Consider the following 21179-nt stretch of genomic DNA (forward strand, 5'->3'; position numbering starts at 1 on the left):
CATGATCCCCGACGTCAAACCCAGCAGTGTCCTTTATCTCAACAACGTCTCCGTCTCCTTCGATGGCTTCAAGGCGCTGAACTCGCTGTCGATCGTCATCGAGCCCGGCGAGTTGCGCGCCATCATCGGCCCGAACGGCGCCGGCAAGACGACGATGATGGATATCATCACCGGCAAGACCCGACCGGATGCCGGCGAGGTGTTCTTCAACGGCCAGACGGATCTCACCAAGCTTGACGAGGCCGACATCGCCCAGCTCGGCATCGGCCGCAAGTTCCAGAAGCCGACGGTGTTCGAAAGCCATACGGTCTGGGACAATCTGGAGCTGGCGCTGAACCGCAAGCGCGGGGTGTTTTCAACGCTGTTCTACCGGTTGTCCTCCGAGGATCGCAACCGCATCGACGAGATCCTGACGACGGTACGCCTGACGCATCGCCGCGACGACCTAGCCGCCAATCTCAGCCATGGGCAAAAGCAGTGGCTGGAGATCGGCATGCTTCTGGCGCAGGAGCCGAAGCTGTTGCTGGTGGATGAACCGGTGGCCGGGATGACCGATGCGGAAACGTCGGAGACGGCGATCCTGCTGAAGGAGATCGCCAAGACCCGGTCGGTTGTCGTCGTCGAGCACGACATGGGCTTTATCCGCGACCTTGGCGTCAAGGTGACGTGCCTTGCCGAAGGGTCGGTGCTGGCCGAGGGGTCGATCGACTTCGTCAGTTCCGATCCGAAGGTGATCGAGAATTATCTGGGGCGGTGAGGGGATGATTGATCTCGTCGCTATCAGTGTGGGTAAAACCCCTCCCCAACCCCTCCCCACAAGGGGGAGGGACTCAACCGAGATGCCCGTTCATTGTCATGACCAGTCGATCCTCCAAGGTTTGAAGGGATGCGAGGCGGTTGCGCCGCGTCGGTGCCTCCCCCTTGTGGGGAGGGGTTGGGGAGGGGTCTTCGAACCCGCAATTCGCCAGGAGATGCCATCATGCTGACAGTCGAAAACGCAAATCTGCACTATGGCGCCGCCCAGGCATTGCGCGGCATCTCGCTGAAGGCGGAGATGGGCAAGATCACCTGCGTGCTCGGGCGAAACGGGGTCGGCAAGAGTTCGCTGCTTCGCGCCGTTACCGGCCAGCATCCGCTATCGGGCGGCACGGTGACGTTCAACGACACCACGCTCAACGGGCTGCCTCCTTATGCCCGCGCCAAGCAGGGCATCGGCTACGTGCCGCAGGGCCGCGAAATCTTTCCGCTGCTGACGGTGAAGGAAAACCTTGAGACCGGCTTTGCGCCGCTGTCGCGCGGCAACAGGAACATCCCCGACGATATCTTCAGCCTGTTTCCGGTGCTGCAGACCATGCTCGGACGGCGTGGCGGCGACCTCTCGGGCGGGCAGCAGCAGCAGCTGGCGATCGGCCGGGCGATGGTGACGCGGCCGAAGATCCTGGTGCTGGATGAGCCGACCGAAGGCATCCAGCCATCGATCATCAAGGATATCGGCCGGGCGATCCGCTATCTGCGTGACAGCACCGGTATGGCGATCCTGCTGGTCGAGCAGTATCTGGATTTCTGCCGCGAGCTTGCCGACTATGTCTACATCATGGACCGTGGCGAGATCGTGCATGAGGGGCTGGCCGAAACGCTGGATACGCCGGAAGCGCGTCGCCACCTGACCGTCTGACTTTTTGTCTCCCGGCTGCCCGGCCTTCTGGCTGTCAGAACGGCAATCGCCGCTTTTGCAGGCAGCAGGTCTCGGTAAGTCCGAGGTCACTTGCCCTGTCATCCAAAGGATCGTGGAGCGGCATAAAAATTGCTTGCTTTCAATCTCTTAGAGGATTGAATGGGCGCGACCGGGCAAACCGGCGGCTTTCGAAGGGGTGGAAATGACGAGTGCTGCGGCAACCACGCGACCGCAAAGGGCCGAGGGCCGGGGGCATCTGGCCGCCAAGGCGCTCGGTGGCCACACCCGCATTCGCGAGCTCTATCAGGAGGGCGCGGCGAAGATCCGCCTGCCCGATACGTTCGATGCCTCGATGGAGGCCGTCATCATCAACACGGCCGGCGGGCTCACCGGTGGCGACCGGATGGACTGGAGCGTGGTTGCCGGTCCCGGCACGCGCATCGACGTGACCACGCAGGCCTGCGAAAAGATCTACAAGGCTTCTGCCGGCACAGCAGAGATCACCACCCGCATTCAGGTCGGCGCCAATGCGCGTGTCGATTGGCTGCCGCAGGAGACCATCCTGTTCGATCGCTCGTCGCTTTATCGCCGGCTCGATGTCGATCTTGACGAGGGCGCCGAGTTTCTGGCGGTCGAAGCGGTGCTGCTCGGTCGCAAGATGATGGGCGAGGCGGTGGTGTCAGGGTTCTTTCGCGATCGCTGGCGGATACGCCGCGAAGGCAGGCTTTGCCATGCCGAGGATCTCAGGCTCGCGGGTAGCGTGGAACAGCTTTCCGCCGAGCAGGCGGTGCTGTCGGGCAAGGTGGCGTTTGCGACGTTGCTCTATGTCGGCCCGCAGGCGGAAGCCTATCTCAATGCTATCAGGCCGTTGCTCGGTGGCCATATGGGCGGCGCCAGCGCCTGGGCGGGCAAGCTCGTGGTTCGGCTGGCGGCGGCCGATGGCTTTGCCCTTAGAAAAATCCTGATCCCGATCATTTCAGCCTTGCGCAATGGCGCGCCTGTGCCGAAAGTCTGGAATCTATAGTTCAAGCAGATGGATGCACGATGAACCTCACACCGAGAGAAAAAGACAAGCTGTTGATTTCGATGGCGGCGATCGTCGCCCGGCGGCGGCTGGAGCGGGGCGTCAAGCTCAACTATCCCGAGGCCATCGCGCTGATCTCCGATTTCGTCGTCGAAGGCGCGCGTGACGGGCGGCCGGTGGCCGAGCTGATGGAAGCCGGCGCCCATGTCGTCGGTCGCGATCAGGTGATGGAAGGCATCGCCGAAATGATCCACGACGTGCAGGTCGAGGCGACGTTTCCTGACGGAACGAAGCTGGTGACTGTCCACGAGCCCATTCGCTGAGGTTGCGACATGCTTGAGCTTCGACCCAACTGCGAGTGCTGCGACAAGGACCTGCCGGCCGAAAGCCGGGAGGCGATGATGTGCAGCTTCGAATGCACCTATTGCATATCCTGTGCGGAGACGGTGCTTGGCGGCATCTGCCCGAATTGCAGCGGCGAACTGGTTCGCCGACCGGTGCGGCCGGTGGCGGCGCTGATCAGAAATCCGGCATCGACGAAACGTGTGCTCAAGGCCGAGGGCTGCGCGCCCGTCAAGGCTGCGTGAGGAGAAGACCATGATCCCAGGCGAAATCATTGCCGCATCCGGCGAAATCGAACTCAACGCCGGTGCGCCGACCATCACCGTCGACGTGTCGAACACCGGCGACCGCCCGGTGCAGGTCGGCAGCCACTATCATTTCGGCGAAACCAATGCCGGCCTCGCTTTCGACCGCGAGAAGGCACATGGCATGCGGCTCGACATTCCGGCCGGCACCGCGGTGCGCTTCGAGCCGGGGCAGACGCGTTCGGTGACGCTCATTCCGCTGTCGGGCAAGCGCGAAGTCTACGGCTTCCGTCAGTTGGTGATGGGCAAACTGTGAGCCGATCTCGGGAGAGGACGATGCGGTCTGGACTGTGGATGGCAGCGGGTGTTGTCGTGATGCTGGCGGCAGATGCTGCCGGTGCGCAGGAGCCTGATTGCAAGGAGCCGACGACGCAAAGCGATATGACGCTGTGCGAAAAGGTACGTCAGGACGAGGCCGACAAGGCTTTGAACGTGCAGTACAAGAAGACGCGTGCTGCGATGGTCGCTGCCGATAGCGATCTGGATGGCGACATGAAGGGTGCGGAAAAGGTGCTGGTCACTGCGCAGCGCGCCTGGATCGCCTACCGCGATGCGGAGTGCGAGGCGGAGGGGTTCCAAGCCCGTGGCGGGACGATGGAGCCGATGCTGGTTGCCGGCTGCATCGCCAACGTGACGGATGCACGGACCCAAGAATTGAAAACACTTGAAGACGCGATGAGCAACTGAGGTGACAGGCAATATCATGATCGTCGGCAATGGTGACATCGGTGAGAAGGGTGCTGCGGCGGTCGCTGCAGCCGACTTCGTGATCCGGTTCAACGGGTGCCGTTCCTATGAAGCCAGCCCCGGCCGCTCCGACGTCGTTGCCGTCTGCAATACCGGGCGTCCAGCCAAGGCGATGCTTGGTTCCGAGCAATGGACCGGACATCCGGCTGTGCGCGAGGCCGAAGCGATCTGGAGCGTGCGCGATCCGGAAAAGTTTGCGGCCATGCGCGCGTCGTTGGCCGTTTCACACACGGATCTCGACGATTTCTGCGATGACTACACCAACGAATTCAACAGCTTCTGCGAGATTGCTGGCAAGGCGCATGTGGTCGTTGACAAACTGATTCATGAGGGCGTCGATCAGGCGCTCAAGGCTTTCGACCCCGCGCCTTACATCGTGCCGAGCAGCGGCATGATCGTGATCGCCGCGGTCATGGACAAATTTCCAGATGCCCACGTCTCGCTTGCAGGCTTCGGCCATCAGGGCTGGGAGTGGCATCCCTTCGCTGCCGAAAGGCAGCTCATCGACAGTTATGTCGCCGCCGGCCGCGTTACGCGGTTCCACGCGGCGGCCTCCCATTCTTCCTCCCAAGGAGCCTGACATATGGCCTACAAGATTTCCCGCGCCGCCTATGCCGGCATGTTCGGCCCGACCACCGGCGACAAGGTCCGGCTTGCCGATACGGAGCTGTTCATCGAGATCGAGAAAGATTTCACCACCTACGGCGAAGAGGTGAAATTCGGCGGCGGCAAGGTCATCCGCGACGGCATGGGGCAGAGCCAGGCAACGCGGGCGCAGGGTGCCGTCGATACCGTCATCACCAATGTCGTGATCATCGACCATAGCGGCATCGTCAAGGCCGATATCGGCCTGAAGAACGGCCGTATCGCGGCGATCGGCAAGGCCGGCAATCCGGATACGCAGCCGGGCGTCAACATCATCGTCGGCCCATCGACAGAAGCGATTGCCGGCGAGGGCAAGATCATCACCGCCGGCGGCATGGACGCGCATATCCACTACATCTGCCCGCAGCAGATCGAGGAAGCGCTGATGTCCGGCATCACCTGCATGCTCGGCGGCGGCTCCGGGCCGGCACACGGCACGCTCGCCACCACCTGCACCGGCGCCTGGCACATCGAGCGGATGATCGAAAGCTTCGACGGCTTCCCGATGAACCTGGCGCTCGCCGGCAAGGGCAACGCCTCGCTGCCGGCGGCCCTTGAGGAAATGGTGCTGGCCGGCGCGTCGTCGCTGAAGCTGCATGAGGACTGGGGCACGACGCCGGCCGCGATCGACTGCTGCCTGTCGGTTGCCGATGAATACGACATCCAGGTGATGATCCACACCGACACGCTGAACGAGAGCGGCTTCGTCGAGGACACAATCGGCGCGCTCAAGGGCCGCACCATCCATGCCTTCCACACCGAGGGTGCCGGTGGCGGTCACGCGCCTGATATCATCAAGATTTGCGGCCAGTCGAACGTCATTCCGTCATCGACCAATCCGACGCGGCCCTACACGGTCAACACGATTGCAGAGCATCTTGATATGCTGATGGTCTGCCATCACCTGTCGTCGTCGATCCCCGAGGATATCGCTTTCGCCGAAAGCCGCATCCGCAAGGAGACGATCGCTGCCGAAGACATCCTGCACGATATCGGTGCCTTCTCGATCATCTCGTCCGACAGCCAGGCCATGGGCCGCGTCGGCGAGGTGGCGATCCGAACGTGGCAGACGGCCGACAAGATGAAGCGCCAGCGTGGCCGCCTGAAGGAAGAGAAGGGCGAGAACGACAACTTCCGTGTTCGCCGCTATATCGCCAAGTACACGATCAATCCGGCGATAGCCCAGGGCCTCAGCCACGAGATCGGCTCGATCGAAGTCGGCAAGCGGGCAGATCTGGTTCTCTGGAACCCGGCCTTCTTCGGGGTGAAGCCTGAGATGGTGCTGCTTGGCGGCTCGATCGCAGCGGCGCCGATGGGCGATCCGAACGCCTCGATCCCGACACCGCAGCCGATGCACTACCGGCCGATGTTTGCCGCCTACGGCAAGCTGCGCACGACGTCGTCGGTCACCTTCGTATCGCAGGCATCGCTCGATGCCGGCCTGCAGGGCCGCCTCGGCGTTGCCAAGCAGCTTGTGGCCGTGAAGAACACCCGTGGCGGTATCTCCAAGGCGTCGATGATCCACAACAGCCTGACGCCGCATATCGAGGTCGATCCCGAGACCTATGAAGTGCGCGCCGATGGCGAGCTGCTGACCTGCGAACCGGCGACGGTTCTGCCGATGGCGCAGCGCTACTTCCTGTTCTAGAGCCCTGCAAGGGCCGGCGCCCGGGCGCCGGCCCAACTTCCTGCTACACGTTCGGTAACGTATCCTTAAAGTTGTTATTCGTCTGTGTGTTGCTCCACCTTGGGGCGGCGCGTCCGAAATGAGACGCTGCGACGGCTAAAATCCTAAAATTTGTTTTTTATCAATTCCTTAGCTTCGAACCCCAATGGCTCGATTCGGCCAGGAATCCGTCGCGTTTTGAGCCATTGTGCAGCGCATGATCAATTTGCAAAATTCATTCAATTTTGAATGGTTCACTTAAGAACTCGGCAGCGGTTGGCATCTAATCAATATGCCTGGCGCTGGGCAAAAGGGTCGATTCGGATGAACATTTCACTCCAGGCAGAGCTTGGCGATTTCAGGAATCGCCTGACGATCTACACATATGCACTGAAGATGAGCTTCGTCGCGGTGATGCTGTCATCGGTGGTGATCGCGCTGTTGCTGTTGCCGCTCGATTGGGCCGGTGTGCTGCCGATGCCGCTGGAGCATGCTGTCATCTATGGCGTGGCTCTCTCCTGGCTGATCGGCGGAATCGTTTCCGGTGTGCTGGCACTGGTTGCCGGCTATGCCATGCATCAGCTCAGCGTCTCCAGGGCCGAGTTCGAGCGGCTGAGCCGCACCGACATGCTGTCCGGGCTTCTCAACCGCCGCGCCTTTACCGAGGCGCTCGACAAGGTGGATGGCCAGGCTTGTCTTGCCATCTTCGACGTTGACCGCTTCAAGGCGATCAACGACCGCTTCGGTCATACCTGCGGCGATGCCGTCATCATTGCGGTTTCCGCCGAACTTGCCGCTGCCTTTACCGGCAAGTCGATGGTGGCGCGGCTTGGGGGCGAAGAGTTCGGCGTTATGGTCGTCGCCCCCCTGAAAGAGGAACGGGTCGCGCAGATCAAGTCGGTCTGTGCAACGCTTGCGGAGAACCCGATCGCCGTCGACGGCCTTATGGTCAACATCACCGTGTCGGCCGGTATTGCCGAACTGGGTGAGGGGCGGAGCAAGGAGGCGGTCTACTCTGCTGCCGACAAGGCGCTTTATCTGGCAAAGACACTCGGTCGCAATCGGGTCATTCACGAAGACGAGGGATTGCAGCGCCGGTTGCGCAACCCCGACGAGATCACGCATGACGGCCGGTCTGCCGTCATGCACTAGATGGCGGTTGGCCGGAACGCTGGATAGTGCTCGTTCCGGTGTTTTGGCCCTTGCTTACCCCAAGGCTATTTTGCATGGTCACGGTCTGAACCCGAATGGACATATCATGCAGTACATCACCTCCTACCTGCCGGCCGGCACGCCATCCTCTCATCCCACCGGCAAGGTCGTTCTGCCGCATGATCTGAGGCATCTGAGGCGCAAGCTGCTGCATCTCGACAATGGCGAAATGGTGATGCTCGACCTGAAGGAGCCGGTGCTGTTTGCCAATGGCGACATGCTGGTGCTTGGCGATGGCGAGTTGATCGAGATCGTTGCCGCCGACGAGAAACTGTTCGAGATCAAGGCCAGGGATCGCCTGCATCTGATCGAGCTCGCCTGGCATCTCGGCAATCGCCACCTCGGTGCGCAGATCGAGGACGAACGCATCCTGATCCTGCGCGATCACGTGATCCGCGCGATGCTCGAGGGGCTGGGTGCGACGGTGACCGATGTCACCGAGCCGTTCCAGCCGGCGCGCGGCGCCTATCATTCTCACGGCAGCCATTCGCATGGGCATGACCATTAGGACGACTGATCCGACATGACCGAGGACGGCGATCTCAAGGCATTGCTGCGGCTGATGGCGTGGCTGTCGCCGGCCTTTCCCGTGGGCTCCTTTGCCTATTCGGGCGGGCTGGAGCGCGCCGTGCATGATGGGCTGGTCAGGGACGCCAGCTCCCTCGGCGACTGGGTCGGCGCGTTGCTGACGCATGGCGCGGTGTGGAACGATGCGGTGCTGCTTGCCGAGAGCCATCGGGTGCAGGGCGATGCCGCAGCCTTGGCCGCTGTGGCGGAACTTTCGGAAGCGTTGGCCGGTTCGCGTGAACGGCATCAGGAGACGATGCTGTTGGGCGACGCTTTCCTGTCGGCCGCGCAAGCCTGGCCCGATGCGGTGTTCGAGCGCCTGCCGAAGCATGTTGCCTATCCCGTTGCCGTCGGGGCGGTTTCCGGTGCGCACGGAATTGCTGCCGAAAAGGCGATTGCCGCCTTCCTGCATGCCTATGTCTCGCAAGCGGTTTCATCCGGCATCCGGCTTAGTGTTACCGGCCAGAAGGATGGCGTCGCTATCGTGGCTGCGCGGGAAGTCGATATTGCGGCAGTTGCGCGAAAGGCTGTCGCCTCGACGGTCGACGATCTGGGCTCGGCGACCGTTCAGGCCGACATCATGGCGCTGCGCCACGAGACGCAATCGACACGACTGTTCCGGTCGTGAATATTCCGGCGAAGGGGGCCTCCGTCGGGTCTCGCCTGCGCCATTTGCCGGTGGTCGGCTTTCAGCCCGCGCGCTATCATCAATTTCGATTGGAGTTCAGACTATGAAATCAGGAAATGGACCTCTGCGGGTCGGGATCGGCGGGCCGGTTGGTTCGGGCAAGACGGCGCTGACGGAAAAGCTCTGCAAGGCGATGCGCGACGATTATTCGGTCGCCGTCGTGACCAACGACATCTACACGACAGAGGATGCCGAGGCGCTGATGCGCATGCAGGCGCTGCCATCGGACCGCATCGTCGGGGTGGAAACCGGCGGTTGCCCGCATACCGCCATCCGCGAAGATGCGACCATCAATCTGCAGGCGATTGCGGGCCTGAACGAGCGCATTCCGGATCTGGACGTGATCTTCATCGAGTCGGGCGGCGACAATCTGGCCGCGACCTTCTCGCCGGATCTGGCCGACATCACCATCTACGTGATCTCGGTCTGCCAGGGCGAGGAAATCCCGCGCAAGGGCGGCCCCGGTATCACCAAGTCGGACCTGCTTGTCATCAACAAGAAGGACCTGGCGCCCTACGTTGGTGCCGACCTGGATGTAATGGATCGCGATGCGACGCGGATGCGCGAGACGCGGCCCTTCGTGTTTTCAGACATGAAGCGCGGCGATGGCATCGGCTCGATCGTCGATTTTCTCAAGGTGCATGGCGGGCTGTAAGCGCCGGAACAGTCTTGAGGACATTGAGATTGCTGATCTCGATCGAACGGCCGCTGACAGTGACACCGGCGGCGCGTAGCGACGAGAAGGCGCGGGAGAGGGCTTCGGGCGCAAGCCCAAGCTTTCTGGCAAGCAGGCTCTTCTGGAACGGCAGGCGCATCGACGCCGCCAGACCCTCCGGCTTGCAATGGGTCAGAAGATAGGTGGCGACCCGCTGCGGTGCCGTCTGCATCCGGTCGCTCGCCAGGCAATCGATCGTCGTCAGAAGATGCTCGGAGAGACTGCGCATGATGGCGATGCCGATATGCGGGCGCTCGTCCAGCAACGCCCGGACCCGCTCGAGATCGAAGCGTGCGAAGATCGAATGTTCCATTGCCTGGGCGCCGTAGCGATAGTCACCGCCATCCATGACCATGCATTCGGCGAAGCTGTCGCCCGGCTCGCATATCCTGATGTCGCCTTCCTGGTGATCGCCGCCAAGACGGTACAGCCGGGCAAAGCCGGTCAGAACGCAATAGAAGAACGCGGCCTGTTCGCCCTGGTGGAACAGGATGTCGTGCATCTGGTATCGCACGATCATCGCACAGGACAGCAACGCGTTGCGCTCATCCCGGTTGAGCCCGGAAAAGAGAATGGTTTCGCCAAGCATGGCCTTGTGCGCGCTGCTCAGTTTCATGCCCGTCGTCATCTGTTTCTCCACGTTCCTCGGTCGCAGGCTCTGTGCCTGCCATGCGACCAAAATAGCCGGAACGAGCAACGCGAAACTTGATCTGCATCAATTGCGGGCAAGAAACGAAAAGGCCGGGCGAACACCCAGCCACGAACGAAAATCTGGAACCGCGATCAGGCGATAAAGATTGGGGACGGACTGCCTCTCGTTCAGGGCTTCCAAGAGCTGCCAATTGGTGCGGCCTCATCGACTCCTTCAGGAAGATCGGTGAACTTTCTTGCGTCCTCTGGCCTTCTGCCGGGCTTGCTCGGATGAAGCATTTCATCGATGACATCGTCCGCTGATGCGATGACGCCCACATCTTCCAATCCACGGAGCAGGCCCACGGTTGAGATCAGGTGGAGATTTGGTGGCCTGTTGAAAACCCTCAGGCCAGCGTCTTCGAACAGGATCGCGACAGGTTCATTGCCCTTGAGATAGCGTTCAAGGCCGCCTTCGTCGGAGAGGAAGTCGACCATTGCGAGTTCTCCGGCGTTCTTCTTGAGTTTTTGCCCAAGCCGCCGCTTTTGTCGCTCGGTCTTACCGATGTCTGTCCGCTCGATCACGAAGGGTGGAGAGTTGCCATCGATAAAATCTTTAACTTCGGTATCCTTGAGGTAGGAAAGATCGCTGGTGAGTTCGTCATAGACGGCGTCAAGGATAACAATCCGCATGTCCAGTTCAAGCAGCAGATTAAGCCGATCAGCCACCCACAGGCTATTGATAGGACCCGCGTCAGGTAGGATGATCGTGCACCTCTTCACCCCATCCTCCAAAGCTTTGCGAAGGTGGCAGCCTGGTTTTCGATTTCGTGTGCCGGAGGAAGCGGCATGGGAAGGTCGGCGTCTCCCAGAGCGATGAGCAGGTCTGCGTAGTCCCTCAGACCAAGGCGGCGCACAACCTCTCGCCTTGAGAGGAGCCCTTTCGAGTAAGCGAGAAGCGGGTCCTCGTCGGAAATCTCTCTCTCCGGTTCGGTGATCGCTTCAAAATGCTCACGCACGATCGCGGTCATGGTTGTCCGATTTTGGGCGGCATACGCTCTCACCCTAGCAACCAATTCATCGGGCAGATTCATAGTCGTGTTCTTCAACATCGAGCAACCCTCCGTTGGCTTCACATATATATGTGTGGATTGCACATGAGTGGCAAGGATTGTGCTGAACCGGGTTTGCCAAAAATCTTCGACAGCGCAGGCGTCAGCCCTTGCCCCTATCACAAGGCCAAGGTCTGGGAGATCGGTCTGGATTCCACATTTTCGTTGGTGGCCGGGGCGAACCCCGGCTTTTCACTCTGTAATTCACTCCGCCGCGAACGGTGGCAGGCGGACCACGTTGCCGCCGGATTTGCCCTGCTTGGTCTCCGGCTTCTCGATCGCCGTGACGCGGCCGTCGAGCGTGTTGACGGCGCTTGTCAGCTCTTCGCGCGATAGCGGCAGTTCCTCCTGATCCTTCGTGCCGACCAGACGGCCGAACATCCAGCCGAGCAGGCGGGAGAGATCGTCCATGATCAGGAAGAAGGAGGGCACGACGACCAGCGACAGCACCGTCGAGACGATGATGCCGCCGATGACGGCAATCGCCATCGGCGCGCGGAACGAACCGCCTTCGCCGACGCCGAGCGCCGATGGCAGCATGCCGGCCGACATGGCGATCGAGGTCATGATGATCGGGCGGGCGCGCTTGCGGCCGGCTTCCACCATGGCTTCGACGCGTTCCATGCCGCGATGACGCATCTCGATGGCGAAATCGACGAGCAGGATGGCGTTCTTGGTCACGATGCCCATCAGCATCAGGATGCCGATCAGCACCGGCATCGACAGCGGGTTGTTGGTCAGCAGCAGGCCGACGGCGACGCCGCCGATGGCGAGCGGTAGCGAGAACAGGATGGTAAAGGGCTGGATCACGTCCTTGAAGAGCAGGATCAGCACCGTCAGCACCAGCATCAGGCCCATCAACATGGCGTTGACGAAGCTCTGCTGCATCTCGTTCTGCACCTTGGTATCGCCGCTTTCGACGAGCTGCACGCTCGGCGGAATGTTGGCGTCCTTGACGATCTGGCGGAAGCGGGCCGAAGCGGTATCGAGCGCCACGCCCTGCGGCAGGTCGGAGCCGATGGCAACGACGCGGTTGCGGTTGTTGCGCTTGATCGAGCTGACGCCTTCGGAATAGTCGATGTCGGCCACGGTCGCCAGCGGCACGGTGCCGCCGGTTGCCGTCTGGATCTTCAGCGCGCGCAGTGCCGCAAGATCACGGCGCATGTCGAGCGAGGCCTGCACCCGGATCGGGATCTGGCGATCGTCGAGATTGATCTTGGCAAGGGATGCATCGATATCGCCGATGGTGGCGACGCGGATGGTCTCGGAGATCTGCTGCGGGGTGATGCCGAGGCGGGCTGCCTGATCCTTGCGCGGGCGAACCTGCAGTTCCGGACGGGGCAGGGCGCCATCGGCGCTGACATTGGCGAGCACCGGATCGGCACGCAGCTTGGATTCCAGGATGCCGACGGCATCGGTCAGGTCCTTCTCGTTCTTGGAGAGGAAGTTGAACGACAGGTCGCGCTCGCCGCGGTCGTTGAGTTTCAGGATGCGGACGTCGGGGATATGGCGGAGCTTGGCGAAGACTTCCTTTTCGATATCCCACTGCGGGCGAACGCGGCCGTGAAGCTCGACCTTCGGCAGATGCGGGCCGATCACAGGGATCGAGCCGAGCACGTCGTTGACGAGCTTCTTGATCAGGGACTGGTCAAGCTTCTGCAAGGCAAGCGTCACCGTTGCGCGGCGCAGTTCGAGTTCGCCCTTCGGCGATGCGCCACCGAGCACGAAGACGCTTTCCACGCCGTTGATATGACGGACGTTCTTGTAGACCTCGTTGGTCGTGGCTTCGGTGTCGTCGAGCGTCGCGTTCGGCGGCAGTTCGACGGAGAGCACGATACGCGAGGCGTCCTCCGGCGGCAGGAAACTGCCGGGGACCTGGGAGAGCAGGGCCACGGAACCGACGAGGAAGGCGATGGCGGCAACCAATGTCAGGTACCGGGTCCACCAGCGGCTGGTGGTGGCGCGCACCAGGCGGCTGTAGCCGCGGAAGAAGGCGCCGTCATTGTCGTGGTGGTCTTCCATGCCGTCTTCGGCACGCATCAGATAGGCGGCCATCATCGGCGTTATCAGGCGCGCCACCATCAGCGAGAAGAACACCGAGAAGGCGACCGTCAGGCCGAACTGGATGAAGTACTGGCCGGGAATGCCGGGCATGAACGACACCGGCACGAAGACGGCGATGATGGTGAAGGTGGTGGCAATGACCGCCAGCCCGATTTCGTCGGCGGCTTCGATGGCGGCGCGATAGGGTGTCTTGCCCATCTTGATGTGGCGGGCAATGTTCTCGATCTCGACGATGGCGTCATCGACGAGAATGCCGGTCGCCAGCGTCAGCGCCAGGAAGCTGACGAGATTCAGCGAGAAGCCCATCAGGTCCATGATCCAGAAGGTTGGGATCGCGGAGAGGGGCAAGGCAACTGCCGAGATCAGCGTCGCACGCCAGTTTCTGAGAAACAGGAACACGACGATGATGGCGAGCAGGGCGCCTTCGATCAGCGTGTGCAGGGCGGCTTCGTAGTTGCCGTAGGTGAAGTAGACGGAATCGTCGATCAGCTCGAGCTTCACGTTCGGGTTTTCGGCCCGTACCTTCTCCAGGCTCTTCGATACGGTTTCGGCGACGCTGACTTCGCTGGCGCCCTTCGAGCGGAACACGCCGAAGGTGACGACAGGCGTGTCGTTGAAGCGCGAGAAGGACTTGGGCTCCTCGTAGGTGTCCTTGATGGCGCCGAGATCGGAAACCTTGACGAAGCGGCCGTTGGGCAGAGCGATCGTGGTGTTGGCGAGCTCGGCAACATTGCGGGCGTCGCCCAGAACACGGATCGCCTGCTCGGCTCCGGCCACCTGGCCGCGGCCTGAGCCAAGATCGACGTTGGTGCCGCGTAGCTGCTGGTTGACGCTTGCGGCGGTGATGCCGTAGGCGTTCAGCCGGTCGGGGTTGAGCTCGATGCGCACTTCGCGGTCGGCCCCGCCGTAGCGATCGACCCGACCGATGCCGGTCTGGCCCTGCAGGGCGCGCTTGACGGTGTCATCGACGAACCACGACAGCTCCTCGAGCGTCATGTCGGGCGAGGAGACTGCGAAGGTCTGGATCGCCTGGCCCTCGACATCGACCTTGGAGACGATCGGCTCATCGACGTTCGCCGGCAGGTCGCCGCGAATGCGATCGATCGCGTCCTTGGTGTCCTGCACGGCCTGCTCGGTCGGCACTTCCATGCGGAACATGACGTTGGTCTGCGACTGGCCGTCGGTGACCGTCGACTGGATTTCGTCGATGCCGTTGATGCTGGCAACGGCGTCCTCGATCTCCTTCGTCACCTGTGTTTCGAGTTCGGCAGGCGATGCGCCGCTCTGGGTGACGATGATCGACACCAGGGGAACGTCGATGTTCGGGAACCGCGTGATCGGCAGCTTGTTGAAGGCCTGGATGCCGACAAAGAGCAGCAGCGCAAAGGCCAGAAGCGGCGCGATCGGATTTCGGATGGACCAGGCTGAAAAGTTCATCGGGCCGTCTCTTAGTTGGAAACCGGGGGCTGGTCACGGACCGGCGTGATGTGATCGCCATCGCGGACATAGGCGCCCGCCTTGGCAACGACTTCCTGGCCGGCAGTCAGTCCTTTGGTGATCTCGACATAGGATCCGTCCTGGATGCCCGTCTCGACCTCCACGAACTTTACCACATTGTCGACGACTTCGCGGGCTGAAGAGCCCTCATTGGTGGTCAGCACGGCAGAGAGCGGCAGGGCGACGTTCTCCGTCGTCCGCACGGTGATATCCGCGCTGCCATACATGCCGGAGCGCGCCTTGCTGCTGTCGTCGATCAGGATGTGGACGAGGCCAAGGCGGGTCAGCGGATCGACGGTAGGCGAGACGAGACGCACTGAGCCGGTGAGCTTGTCGCGGCTGCCCGAAAGCGAAATCGTGGCCTTCTGGCCGTGCTCGATCTTGACGATGTCGTTTTCGCCGACTTCGGCCACGAGCTCGATCTTGTCGTCGCGGATGATGGTGAAGAGCGGCTCGCCGGTGCCGGATGCGATGGCGCCGACCTTGGCGGTCTTGGCGGCGACGGTGCCATCGACAGGGGTCTTCACATCAGTGCGGGCCAGCTTCAGATCGGCGTCGGCCACCTGGCTTTCGGTGACCTTGATGTCGGCAAGCGCCACCTGGATCGCCTGCTCGGCAGACGAGACGCGGGCATTGGCAGACGCAGCTGCGGCATCGGCCTGCTCCACCGTTGCTGTCGATACCGTGCCCTTCTTGCCCATTTCCTGGGCGCGGGCCTGCTGCTGGCGGCCCTGCTCGGCATTGGCCTGGGCTTCGATCAACTGGGCGCGCAACTGTGCGAGGCTTGCCTCGTTCTTCGCCCTTGTTGCCTGCAGCTGGCTCTTTTCGAGCACCAGCGCATCATCGTTCAGGGTCGCGAGCGCACTCCCTGATGTGACCTTGTCACCGACATCGGCATTGAGGGAACGGATCGACAGGCCCTCGACCTGCGGCTGGATGTAGATTTCCTCGACAGGCTTGACCGTGCCGGTGGCGATGACGCGATCGACCAGCTGGCGGGTCGATGCCTTGGTGACGACGATGGCAGGCAGATTCTGCTGCGGCGTGGCCACGGCTGCTTCCTGGGCAACGGCAATCTGCGCAAACGCTGCCGATGCGGCAAAGGCTGCCACAATCAGGGTGGAGGCGCGTCGAGTCTTAGGCGTCATGTTTTTAGGCGTCATGCGTACCATGCGTCTTGGTCCAGTCTTTGAAAAAAAAGGTTGGCCAAACTCGCGCCTTGTCCTCAGCTCGCGAAGGCCTGCTCCCGTCCGTGTATGCCCAGAATATTCCCGCATCGCCTGCCGTCTCTTACAGAGTAAGATGACCCTCGTCCGGCACAGCCGGATTGTACGTGGTATCGTTTTGCCCATCGCACAAGTCCGGCAGAAAATAATTCCTCGCAGCGCACAATAATTACGTTCGGCTCACAGATCAATCACTGCCGCGTGATGCCGACATTCGGTTTGTTGATCGCAATTCCGTCATTCCTATGACGTGCGGAGGCGGGCCAGCCCGACAGGAGACTGAATTTTTTCTGTCGGGTCATGAAAAACGCGCGGGACCTGCCCGCGCGTCCTCCTTGTCTGTTGACGCGCCTACTTGGCAGCGGCGTCGGTGATGTCGTGGGTCCAGGCATCCGTGGGTGCCTTGGTGATGATCTTCTGATCCAGCAGCGCCTTTGCTGTGCGGTCATAGAGCGTGGTGTCGAGCTTGCCGGTGCCGTCGCCGATCAGCTTGGCCACTTCGCCCATCATCCGCTTCTGGTGATTTTCGTCCTGGCCACCGGCGTCGACGACGATGCCGGCTGCGTCGTCAGGATTTTCGACGGCGTATTTCCAGCCCTTCATCGAAGCCTTGACGAACTTGGCCATCTTTTCCTTGAAGGCCGGGTCCTTGAGCTTGTCGCCGGAGGCATAGAGGCCGTCTTCGAGCAGGTCGTTGCCCATGGCGGTGTAGTTGAACACCGTCAGTTCTTCCGGCTTGAAGCCTGCATCGATTGCCTGCCAGTATTCATTGTAGGTCATGACGGAGATGCAATCGGCCTGCTTCTGCAGCAGCGGCTGCACGTCGAAGCTCTGCTTCAGGACAGTGACGCCATCGGCGCCGCCTTCAGTCTTCAGGCCGAGCTTGCTCATCCAGGCGAAGAAAGGATACTCGTTGCCGAAGAACCAGACGCCGAGCGTGTGGCCCTTGAAATCGGCTTCGGTCTTGATCGGGCCATCCTTGCGGCAAATCAGTTCCATGCCGGACTTCTGGAACGGCTGGGCGATGTTGACCAGCGGAACGCCCTTTTCGCGGGCCACCAATGCGCCACCCATCCAGTCGACGATCACATCGGCACCGCCGCCGGCGATCACCTGCTCAGGAGCAATGTCAGGGCCGCCCGGCTTGATATCGACGTCGAGGCCTTCCTCTTCGTAGTAGCCCTTTTCCTTGGCGACGTAATAGCCGGCGAACTGCGACTGGGTGACCCACTTCAGCTGAAGCGTCACCTTGTCTGCAGCCATCGCATGGGCTGCTGCGAGCGACATCGCGCTCGCCATCATTGCCATAACCAGTTTTTTCATTTTCTTGGTTCCCTCTCTCTTTTGTTGTGCCAATCCCGCTTGCGGGAATAAGCGACGCCTAGCCACCACGGATAGACGGATGCCAGAACGTCACCGCCCGCTCTGTCAGGGCGACGACGCCATAGAAGATCGAGCCTGCCAGCGCCGCAACGGCGATTTCGGCCCAGACCATGTCGACATTCATGCGCCCGATCTCGGTGGAGATGCGAAAGCCCATGCCGACGATCGGCGTACCAAAGAACTCGGCGACGATGGCACCAATCAATGCCAGCGTCGAGTTGATCTTAAGTGCATTGAAAATGAACGGCATTGCCGCCGGAAGCCTAAGCTTCAGCAGTGTCTGCCAGTAGCTGGAGGCATAGGTCTGCATCAGGTCGCGCTCCATCGGACCGGACGCCGTGAGACCCGCCACCGTGTTCACCAGCATCGGGAAAAAGGTCATGATGACGACGACGGCGGCCTTGGATTGCCAGTCGAAGCCGAACCACATGACCATGATCGGCGCGACGCCGATCATCGGTAGCGCCGAGACCATGTTGCCGATCGGCAGCAGGCCGCGGCGCAGGAAGGCGACGCGGTCGGCGAGGATGGCGACGATGAAGCCGCAGGTGCAGCCGATGACGTAGCCAGCGAGTACGGCCTTGAAGATCGTCTGCCTGACATCGTCGCCAAGGATCGGCAGCGAGCCGACGATGCGCGCACCGATGGCACTCGGCGGCGGTAGCAGCACGAAGGGGATGCCGGCGCCGCGGGTGGCGGTTTCCCAGAGGATCAGGATCCAGGCGCCGAAGATTGCCGGCACCAGCAGCCGCAGCGCCGTGTCGTTGGCGCGGGACCTCGTGCGGACCTCGACGATTTCGCTGATTGATCGCCAGGCGAGAAGCCAGCAGGCTGCGATCAGCAGGAAGAACGGCTTGGCTGCCAGTCCCTCGTTGCCACGCAGGCTCATCAGCAGCATCCATGCGCCGCCATGGGCGCCGATGAACAGAACGGTGGCACGGCTGGTCGGCGATTGCGGCAGGAAGGAAATCAGGGCTGCTGCGGCGATGAGGACGAGGATGATGGCCGTCGTGCCGTCTGACGGCGGGCGCGCTGCCGTGTCGGCAAACAACGGCAACGATACGAAGGCGGCAATGGTGAGGAGGAGGGCGATCAGGCCCTGCCATGATGCATGTCTCATGCGGATCTCCCGCCCATGGCTTTGTCGACGATCCTGGCGGCGATGCTGACGATGGCGATCAGCAAGGCTGCGAGCAGCGAGCCGGCGATAAGGGCGGCCCAGATGTCGATGGTCTGGCTGTAATAGGCGCCGGCGAGCAGCTTCGAGCCGATGCCGGCGACGGCGCCGGTCGGCAGTTCGCCGACGATGGCGCCGACGAGGCTGGCAGCGATTGCCACCTTCATCGAGGTGAAGAGGTAGGGCACGGAGGCTGGCACGCGCAGTTTCCAGAAGGTCTGGGCGGCGGAGGCGTTATAGGTGCGCATCAGGTCGAGCAGCATGATTTCGGGCGAGCGCAGGCCCTTCACCATGCCGACGGTGACGGGGAAGAACGACAAATAGGTCGAGATCAGCGCCTTGGGGATCAGCCCTGTGATGTTGATGGCGCCGAGGACGACGATCACCATCGGGGCGATCGCCAAAATCGGGATGGTCTGCGAGGTGATGATCCACGGCATCAGGCTGCGGTCGAGCGCCTTGATATGGACGATGCCGACGGCAATCAGGATGCCGAGCAGCGTGCCCATGGCAAAGCCGAGGGCTGTGGAGGAGAGCGTGACGCCGCTGTGATAGACGAGGCTGCGATTGCTGGTGAGCTTGCGCAGGAAGGTGTTCTCGAAAAAGTTCTGGGCGACCTGATGCGGAGCAGGGAGCAGCGGCTTGGGCTGCGACAGGGTTTTTTCGATGAACTCCATCGTTGATGGCGTGACCTTGCCGCGGGCGTCCATGTCGCGCTGGAACGAGGCGTTCATCAGGATGGCGGCGATGTACCAGATGACCACAAGTGCCGCGAGGATGGTGGTGACGGGGATGATCTTGTCTTTGAGGGTGTCGGGCTTCATGGGGTGCACCTCTCTTCTCCCCAGCGGGGAGAAGATGCCCGCAGGGCAGATGAGGGGGGGAGCGACGAATGGAGCGAACGGCCGGAGCGATAAGCGACGGACGAGTTTGGAATAAAGCCCCCCTCATCCGACCCTTCGGGCCACCTTCTCCCCGTTGGGGAGAAGGGAAAACTGGTGTTACTAATGCTCATAGCTATGCCCCGCTCTCAGCCCCTCGCGGACACGATGGGCGATCTCGAGGAATTCCGGCGTCTCGCGGATATCCAGCGGGCGCTCCCTCGGCAGCGGCGAGTCGATGATGTCGGTGACGCGGCCGGGGCGGGGGGACATGACGACGATCTTGGTGGAGAGGTAGACCGCTTCGGGGATCGAGTGGGTGACGAAGCAGATGGTCTTGTTGGTGCGGGCCCAGAGTTTCAGCAGCTCTTCGTTCAGGTGATCGCGGACGATCTCGTCGAGCGCGCCGAAGGGTTCGTCCATCAACAGCAGGTCGGCGTCGAAGGCGAGCGCCCGGGCGATCGAGGCGCGCTGCTGCATGCCGCCCGAGAGCTGCCAGGGGAATTTCTTCTCGAAGCCGGTGAGGCTGACGAGGTCGAGGGCTTCGGCGATGCGCTTGTGGCGGTCGGCGGCCGGATAGTTCATGATCTCCAGTGGCAGGCCGATGTTCTTCTCGATGGTACGCCACGGATAAAGCGCCGGCGCCTGGAAGACGTAGCCGTAGGCGCGGGCCTTGCGGGCTTCTTCCGGCGTCATGCCGTTGACGGTGATATCGCCGGAGGTCTTTTTCTCCAGGTCGGCGATGACCCTGAGGAATGTGGTCTTGCCGCAGCCGGATGGACCGATGAAGGAGACGAAGTCGCCCTTGCGGACATCGAGATTGACATTGCTCAGCGCATGCACTGGCGCGTCATCGGCCTGGTAGGTCAGGCAGAGATCCTTGGCGGATACGACGGAGGAAGCTTGCGTCAAGGCTGAACGATCCTGTTTTCCCCGCGTTGCGGTGGTTTGCGTGGTAATATCGGTATCTGTTTTTGCCGCACCGGCAAGCGCCATGGAGGATGACGATGGATGCGACATCAAAGCCTACCTGCCATATTGTCCGCCCCGACCATGCCTATGACGGCAAGCAGGGGCTGAGCTATTTCCAGGGCATCGCCGCCGAGACGGTCGGTGCCAAGGGGATCTGCATGCACCTGCTGACGATCCCGCCCGGCGTGCGCGCCAAGGCGCATCTGCACGAGGCGCACGAGACCGCGATCTACATGCTGTCGGGCGAGGCGCATACGTGGTACGGCGACGACCTCGAGCATCATGTCGTGGTCCATGCCGGCGAACTGTTCTATATCCCGGCGGGGGTGCCGCACCTCCCGGCCAATCTCAGCAGTACGCCGTGCACGGCGATCATCGCCCGCACCGATCCGAACGAGCAGGAAAGCGTCGTGCTGTTGCCGGAGTTGGACAAGGTGGTGCCTGTCTAGCTTTTTCCCTTCTCCCCCACGGGGAGAAGGTGGCCCGTAGGGTCGGATGAGGGGGCTGCACGGTATGCCGTTTTCTATGTGCCCCGGATCTTTGCCTGTCGCTTGCGCTCCATGCGCGACCGCCTTTCGGCGGTCGCCCCCCTCATCTGCCCTGGCGGGCATCTTCTCCCCGTGGGGGAGAAGATGCCCGCCAGGGCAGATG

At 61.9% G+C, this 21179-nt stretch carries 23 protein-coding genes; 14 read left to right on the top strand and 9 right to left on the bottom strand.

Annotated features, from left to right (window positions below; translation table 11 throughout):
* The first annotated feature begins 1 nt into the window (after window position 1).
* The 13 genes from urtD (at window position 2) to ureG (ending at window position 9526) form a co-directional block, all read left to right on the top strand.
* Window positions 2-757 (top strand): urea ABC transporter ATP-binding protein UrtD, encoded by a 756-nt coding sequence (urtD, locus tag GVL52_RS20045; protein WP_160010393.1) that lies wholly within the window; start codon window positions 2-4, stop codon window positions 755-757.
* 222 nt (window positions 758-979) lie between these two features.
* A complete protein-coding gene (gene urtE, locus GVL52_RS20050) occupies window positions 980-1675 on the top strand; it encodes an urea ABC transporter ATP-binding subunit UrtE (protein WP_160010395.1) in 696 nt (231 codons plus the stop codon).
* A gap of 202 nt (window positions 1676-1877) precedes the next feature.
* A complete protein-coding gene (locus GVL52_RS20055) occupies window positions 1878-2699 on the top strand; it encodes an urease accessory protein UreD (RefSeq protein WP_160010397.1) in 822 nt (273 codons plus the stop codon).
* A gap of 20 nt (window positions 2700-2719) precedes the next feature.
* Window positions 2720-3022 carry an urease subunit gamma gene (locus tag GVL52_RS20060; RefSeq protein ID WP_057472140.1) on the top strand — a complete coding sequence of 101 codons (303 nt, stop codon included), beginning with the start codon at window positions 2720-2722 and terminating at the stop codon, window positions 3020-3022.
* Window positions 3023-3031: 9 nt separating this feature from the next.
* Complete coding sequence (locus GVL52_RS20065) at window positions 3032-3286, top strand: DUF1272 domain-containing protein (RefSeq protein ID WP_160010399.1); 255 nt, start codon at window positions 3032-3034, stop codon at window positions 3284-3286.
* Between the two features lie 10 nt (window positions 3287-3296).
* Window positions 3297-3602: an urease subunit beta gene (locus tag GVL52_RS20070; protein ID WP_160010401.1), complete on the top strand. Its 306-nt coding sequence runs from the start codon at window positions 3297-3299 to the stop codon at window positions 3600-3602.
* A 20-nt stretch (window positions 3603-3622) separates the two neighbouring features.
* A complete protein-coding gene (locus tag GVL52_RS20075) occupies window positions 3623-4033 on the top strand; it encodes a lysozyme inhibitor LprI family protein (protein WP_160010403.1) in 411 nt (136 codons plus the stop codon).
* A gap of 16 nt (window positions 4034-4049) precedes the next feature.
* Complete coding sequence (locus GVL52_RS20080; RefSeq protein ID WP_160010449.1) at window positions 4050-4673, top strand: Urease operon accessory protein; 624 nt, start codon at window positions 4050-4052, stop codon at window positions 4671-4673.
* Between the two features lie 3 nt (window positions 4674-4676).
* Window positions 4677-6386, top strand: a complete 1710-nt coding sequence (gene ureC, locus GVL52_RS20085) for an urease subunit alpha (RefSeq protein WP_160010405.1) — start codon at window positions 4677-4679, stop codon at window positions 6384-6386.
* Window positions 6387-6728: 342 nt separating this feature from the next.
* Entirely contained in the window at window positions 6729-7556 is an 828-nt protein-coding gene (locus tag GVL52_RS20090) for a GGDEF domain-containing protein (protein WP_160010407.1), read from the top strand.
* 106 nt (window positions 7557-7662) lie between these two features.
* Window positions 7663-8124: an urease accessory protein UreE gene (gene ureE / locus GVL52_RS20095; RefSeq protein WP_160010409.1), complete on the top strand. Its 462-nt coding sequence runs from the start codon at window positions 7663-7665 to the stop codon at window positions 8122-8124.
* 15 nt (window positions 8125-8139) lie between these two features.
* A complete protein-coding gene (locus GVL52_RS20100) occupies window positions 8140-8811 on the top strand; it encodes an urease accessory protein UreF (protein ID WP_160010411.1) in 672 nt (223 codons plus the stop codon).
* A 103-nt stretch (window positions 8812-8914) separates the two neighbouring features.
* Complete coding sequence (ureG, locus tag GVL52_RS20105; RefSeq protein WP_160010413.1) at window positions 8915-9526, top strand: urease accessory protein UreG; 612 nt, start codon at window positions 8915-8917, stop codon at window positions 9524-9526.
* Here ureG and GVL52_RS20110 read toward each other — a convergent pair.
* The 9 genes from GVL52_RS20110 to GVL52_RS20150 form a co-directional block, all read right to left on the bottom strand.
* Window positions 9504-10214 (bottom strand): Crp/Fnr family transcriptional regulator, encoded by a 711-nt coding sequence (locus GVL52_RS20110; protein WP_160010415.1) that lies wholly within the window; start codon window positions 10212-10214, stop codon window positions 9504-9506. The genes ureG and GVL52_RS20110 overlap by 23 nt on opposite strands.
* Before the next feature lie 191 nt (window positions 10215-10405).
* Complete coding sequence (locus tag GVL52_RS20115) at window positions 10406-10999, bottom strand: hypothetical protein (RefSeq protein WP_160010417.1); 594 nt, start codon at window positions 10997-10999, stop codon at window positions 10406-10408.
* On the bottom strand, window positions 10996-11328 hold the full coding sequence (locus GVL52_RS20120; protein ID WP_160010419.1) for a hypothetical protein: 333 nt from the start codon (window positions 11326-11328) through the stop codon (window positions 10996-10998). Before GVL52_RS20120 ends, GVL52_RS20115 begins: the two co-directional genes overlap by 4 nt.
* Before the next feature lie 204 nt (window positions 11329-11532).
* The gene (locus tag GVL52_RS20125) at window positions 11533-14829 is read right to left on the bottom strand and encodes an efflux RND transporter permease subunit (protein ID WP_160010421.1); all 3297 of its coding nucleotides are present in this window, start codon (window positions 14827-14829) and stop codon (window positions 11533-11535) included.
* Window positions 14830-14840: 11 nt separating this feature from the next.
* Window positions 14841-16061, bottom strand: a complete 1221-nt coding sequence (locus GVL52_RS20130) for an efflux RND transporter periplasmic adaptor subunit (RefSeq protein WP_244619238.1) — start codon at window positions 16059-16061, stop codon at window positions 14841-14843.
* A gap of 405 nt (window positions 16062-16466) precedes the next feature.
* Window positions 16467-17438, bottom strand: a complete 972-nt coding sequence (locus GVL52_RS20135; protein ID WP_160010423.1) for an ABC transporter substrate-binding protein — start codon at window positions 17436-17438, stop codon at window positions 16467-16469.
* Window positions 17439-17496: 58 nt separating this feature from the next.
* On the bottom strand, window positions 17497-18618 hold the full coding sequence (locus GVL52_RS20140) for an ABC transporter permease (RefSeq protein WP_160010425.1): 1122 nt from the start codon (window positions 18616-18618) through the stop codon (window positions 17497-17499).
* Window positions 18615-19499, bottom strand: coding sequence for an ABC transporter permease (locus GVL52_RS20145; RefSeq protein ID WP_160010427.1), 885 nt, complete (start codon window positions 19497-19499; stop codon window positions 18615-18617). The genes GVL52_RS20140 and GVL52_RS20145 overlap by 4 nt, the downstream gene beginning before the upstream one ends.
* Before the next feature lie 180 nt (window positions 19500-19679).
* Window positions 19680-20468: an ABC transporter ATP-binding protein gene (locus tag GVL52_RS20150; protein WP_160010429.1), complete on the bottom strand. Its 789-nt coding sequence runs from the start codon at window positions 20466-20468 to the stop codon at window positions 19680-19682.
* 95 nt (window positions 20469-20563) lie between these two features.
* On the opposite strand from GVL52_RS20150, the gene GVL52_RS20155 reads away from it, so the two are divergent.
* The gene (locus GVL52_RS20155; protein ID WP_160010431.1) at window positions 20564-20977 is read left to right on the top strand and encodes a cupin domain-containing protein; all 414 of its coding nucleotides are present in this window, start codon (window positions 20564-20566) and stop codon (window positions 20975-20977) included.
* The last annotated feature ends 202 nt before the right edge of the window (window positions 20978-21179 follow it).

The sequence above is a fragment of the Rhizobium sp. 18055 genome, assembly GCF_902706285.1.
In the GTDB taxonomy this organism is placed as follows: Bacteria; Pseudomonadota; Alphaproteobacteria; order Rhizobiales; family Rhizobiaceae; genus Rhizobium.

Bases quoted from the DNA above. Each gene is read 5' to 3' on its own strand.
- GVL52_RS20090 (WP_160010407.1), top strand. From the start codon at position 6,729: ATGAACATTTCACTCCAGGCAGAGCTTGGCGATTTCAGGAATCGCCTG.
- GVL52_RS20120 (WP_160010419.1), bottom strand. From the start codon at position 11,328: ATGTTGAAGAACACGACTATGAATCTGCCCGATGAATTGGTTGCTAGG.
- GVL52_RS20110 (WP_160010415.1), bottom strand. From the start codon at position 10,214: ATGACGACGGGCATGAAACTGAGCAGCGCGCACAAGGCCATGCTTGGC.
- GVL52_RS20125 (WP_160010421.1), bottom strand. From the start codon at position 14,829: ATGAACTTTTCAGCCTGGTCCATCCGAAATCCGATCGCGCCGCTTCTG.
- GVL52_RS20100 (WP_160010411.1), top strand. From the start codon at position 8,140: ATGACCGAGGACGGCGATCTCAAGGCATTGCTGCGGCTGATGGCGTGG.
- GVL52_RS20140 (WP_160010425.1), bottom strand. From the start codon at position 18,618: ATGAGACATGCATCATGGCAGGGCCTGATCGCCCTCCTCCTCACCATT.
- GVL52_RS20130 (WP_244619238.1), bottom strand. From the start codon at position 16,061: ATGGTACGCATGACGCCTAAAAACATGACGCCTAAGACTCGACGCGCC.
- GVL52_RS20070 (WP_160010401.1), top strand. From the start codon at position 3,297: ATGATCCCAGGCGAAATCATTGCCGCATCCGGCGAAATCGAACTCAAC.
- ureC (WP_160010405.1), top strand. From the start codon at position 4,677: ATGGCCTACAAGATTTCCCGCGCCGCCTATGCCGGCATGTTCGGCCCG.
- urtD (WP_160010393.1), top strand. From the start codon at position 2: ATGATCCCCGACGTCAAACCCAGCAGTGTCCTTTATCTCAACAACGTC.
- GVL52_RS20055 (WP_160010397.1), top strand. From the start codon at position 1,878: ATGACGAGTGCTGCGGCAACCACGCGACCGCAAAGGGCCGAGGGCCGG.
- GVL52_RS20135 (WP_160010423.1), bottom strand. From the start codon at position 17,438: ATGAAAAAACTGGTTATGGCAATGATGGCGAGCGCGATGTCGCTCGCA.
- ureE (WP_160010409.1), top strand. From the start codon at position 7,663: ATGCAGTACATCACCTCCTACCTGCCGGCCGGCACGCCATCCTCTCAT.
- GVL52_RS20065 (WP_160010399.1), top strand. From the start codon at position 3,032: ATGCTTGAGCTTCGACCCAACTGCGAGTGCTGCGACAAGGACCTGCCG.
- GVL52_RS20145 (WP_160010427.1), bottom strand. From the start codon at position 19,499: ATGAAGCCCGACACCCTCAAAGACAAGATCATCCCCGTCACCACCATC.
- GVL52_RS20155 (WP_160010431.1), top strand. From the start codon at position 20,564: ATGGATGCGACATCAAAGCCTACCTGCCATATTGTCCGCCCCGACCAT.
- GVL52_RS20075 (WP_160010403.1), top strand. From the start codon at position 3,623: ATGCGGTCTGGACTGTGGATGGCAGCGGGTGTTGTCGTGATGCTGGCG.
- GVL52_RS20060 (WP_057472140.1), top strand. From the start codon at position 2,720: ATGAACCTCACACCGAGAGAAAAAGACAAGCTGTTGATTTCGATGGCG.
- ureG (WP_160010413.1), top strand. From the start codon at position 8,915: ATGAAATCAGGAAATGGACCTCTGCGGGTCGGGATCGGCGGGCCGGTT.
- urtE (WP_160010395.1), top strand. From the start codon at position 980: ATGCTGACAGTCGAAAACGCAAATCTGCACTATGGCGCCGCCCAGGCA.
- GVL52_RS20080 (WP_160010449.1), top strand. From the start codon at position 4,050: ATGATCGTCGGCAATGGTGACATCGGTGAGAAGGGTGCTGCGGCGGTC.